Source organism: Vibrio sp. OPT18, from assembly GCF_015163615.1.
GTDB lineage: Bacteria > Pseudomonadota > Gammaproteobacteria > Enterobacterales > Vibrionaceae > Vibrio > Vibrio coralliirubri.
This window is the reverse complement of record NZ_JADDYK010000053.1, coordinates 246,259-248,718: the sequence shown is the minus strand read 5'-3', so window position 1 is coordinate 248,718 and position 2,460 is coordinate 246,259. Positions and strand designations below refer to the sequence as shown.

The following is a 2,460-nucleotide window of genomic DNA, read 5'->3' as shown; positions in this document are numbered from 1 at the left end:
CACTTTGGTGTGTTGGGTTATGCGTTATCGACCAGTCAAAATGTCGGGGAGGCCATCAAGTCGGGCTTCAAGTATTTGCGCCTGAATGGTCCTATCTTCTCGGTTAAACTGCTTCTAGATTCTGAACAAGCAGTGATTCAGATTGAGAACACCTTGGAAGTGGGCGATCTGCTCCCTTTCTGCAGTGAGTATTTCTTGAGTTCAATTGTCTCTTTGTTCAAAGAGCTGACTGGTCATGAGTTGGATATTCACACTTTGGCTTTGCCTTATGCTCGCACTAATTACGCCAAGCTCTATGACGAGCGTTTCCAGTGCCCTGTAGTTTTTGAGCAGAGCCATTGTGAACTGCGTTTTGATGCCTCGGTTTTGTCGCAAACCTTATTGACTCATGATGCCGCGACACTAAAGCGCTATCTTGCGTCTTGCCAGTCGATAGTCGAAACACTGTACTCTGAGCATCTGCTGACTAATCAGATCAAAACGATCTTTTATCAAACCGCAGGCTGTTTCCCGAATATTGAACAACTCGCGGATGAGTTTGGTTGCAGTTCTCGTACACTCAGGCGAGAGCTAGTAACCCATGAATCCAGTTACCAAATATTGCTTACCGAAGTTCGAGTGGAACTGGCCAAAGAGCTGTTACTCGGCACAACCATGAGCATTGACGACATTGGTGAAAGGCTCGGTTATAGCGACCCTGCAAACTTCAGAAGGGCGTTTAAAGGGTGGCTCAATAAGACGCCTGCGCAGTTTCGTGACGGTTTTAGTTAAAACGTTACTGGCTAAAAAACTGCTCCCTGAAATCGGTGACTTGCTGCTGATAGTAACTGTCCCAATCTTGTTGAGTCCAAGTGGCATAACTTGATGAACGCTGAGAGCCTAAGGTCGCTTTGAGCTGATCCAGTTGCTCGTGATAACTCATCACGGTTTGTTGCTGCTGTGCGACTTGTTGTTCTCGCGCGGCAATGTTGCTGGCCTGCGTTTCATCTAAGTAGGCCTCTTGAAGGTCGGCTTTGACTGATACTATCTCAGCAGGGCTATAACTGCTGGGTATCAAGGAGACTGCCAGTTCATATTTTTGAAGCTGTGTTTCGGCGTTTAACGTGCCCGTATTGTTTTGCCATTCACTAAGCAAATCTTGATAGTTGGCTAAAAACTGGCTCGCTTCGTTTTCTTTAAGGGTTTTGGCTTCGAGCGTAAAATCCAAATGAGTAAACTGGTCTGCGAATAGCTGGTGGGCCAACTCTCCCCATACTTGCTGTGCAGATTGTTTGAATAGGGCAACACGCTCTTCGAGAGTCTCTATGGATTCAAGAGGGATAGTGCTTTGAGTTAATTGCCAGTCGACTGATAGCTGCGGATAGTCGCTCAATAACTCAAACCATATACTCGGCAATTCTGTTTTCAGTCGTGCGAGTTGCTCTGCGCAGTCTTCACGCTGTTGGCAAAGCTTCCAGAACCCATCGAGTTCATCGAGCAAAGCCTTGCCTTCAAGCTCAGTCAAGTTTTCAGCATTCGTTTCCCCGCCTGATGATTCAGCTTCGGCTGGTTTGCTCTGCGATGCTGCATTTCCCGAACTGGCGGTTGTCGTTGGTGTAAAATTATCGTCAGCAGTTGTCGTAGAAACACGCGGCTTAGATTCTGTGTGTTGAGCTGAAGGTTGCGGTGTTTCAATCGATTTTGATGACCACGAAAAGCCAATAATGCTCGCCGTTAAGACGAGCATTAGGATTAATATAACTCGATGCATTATTGGTTCACCGAGTTACTTAATCACGGCGCTAACAGGGAAGTGGTCTGAAAGGTTGTAGTGCTTCCATAACTCACTGCTTGTTGATCTTGGGACATCCACACGATTGTCGTTATGCGCTTTAGCTGCATACTCTGAACTCACCACCACATAATCTAGATACTCAACGTTCTCGCCACCCGACATAGGTTCGCCCGCAAAGTTGTTGATGCGTGGGTCAAAGGTAGAAGCGGTGTAACCTGAATATTGTGGCTCTTCAGCTTGCAGGTTAGCGAACATCTGTTGGTAGTCGCCTGGGAACTTGAGTTTGTTCACGTTGAAGTCACCGCTGTACACCACAGTTTCTGATGCCGGGATATTCAGAGACTGCGCTAGTGCACGCATCTGCTTGAATTGACGTTGTCGGTAGTCACGTGCCGTGTCCGTATCGAATGATGCCGTGTGGGTGCCGAATACATGATAAGCCTGACCATTCTTGATCACTTCGGCGTAGTTAACACCTTTATCAGCAAAGCAATCTGTGCCCGTGCAATCAGGGAAAACATACTGCGCTTCATTAACGATAGGGTAGCGGCTGACAATGATTACGCCGCCGTCATAGATGTTAATCCCATCTTTATCGAGCATTTTGGTTTGATAAGGATACTCTTTCGCAAGTTCACGCAAGAATTCATCTCTGCCGTTAGCAAACACCTCTTGAAGCGCCAACA

At 47.0% G+C, this 2,460-nt stretch carries 3 protein-coding genes; 1 reads left to right on the top strand and 2 read right to left on the bottom strand.

Features of this window, described 5'->3' with window-relative positions; translation table 11 throughout:
* A partial coding sequence (locus IQQ51_RS14435; protein WP_228012867.1) for an AraC family transcriptional regulator occupies positions 1–771 on the top strand: 771 nt, incomplete at its 5' end.
* A gap of 4 nt (positions 772–775) precedes the next feature.
* On the opposite strand, the gene IQQ51_RS14430 is transcribed toward IQQ51_RS14435, so the two are convergent.
* Positions 776–1,726: a chromosome partitioning protein ParA gene (locus IQQ51_RS14430; protein WP_193841441.1), complete on the bottom strand. Its 951-nt coding sequence runs from the start codon at positions 1,724–1,726 to the stop codon at positions 776–778.
* A gap of 39 nt (positions 1,727–1,765) precedes the next feature.
* A partial coding sequence (locus IQQ51_RS27140; protein WP_228012866.1) for a sphingomyelin phosphodiesterase occupies positions 1,766–2,460 on the bottom strand: 695 nt, incomplete at its 5' end.

Excerpts from the sequence above, each read along its gene's own strand:
- IQQ51_RS14430 (WP_193841441.1), bottom strand. The coding sequence starts at position 1,726 with ATGCTCGTCTTAACGGCGAGCATTATTGGCTTTTCGTGGTCATCAAAA.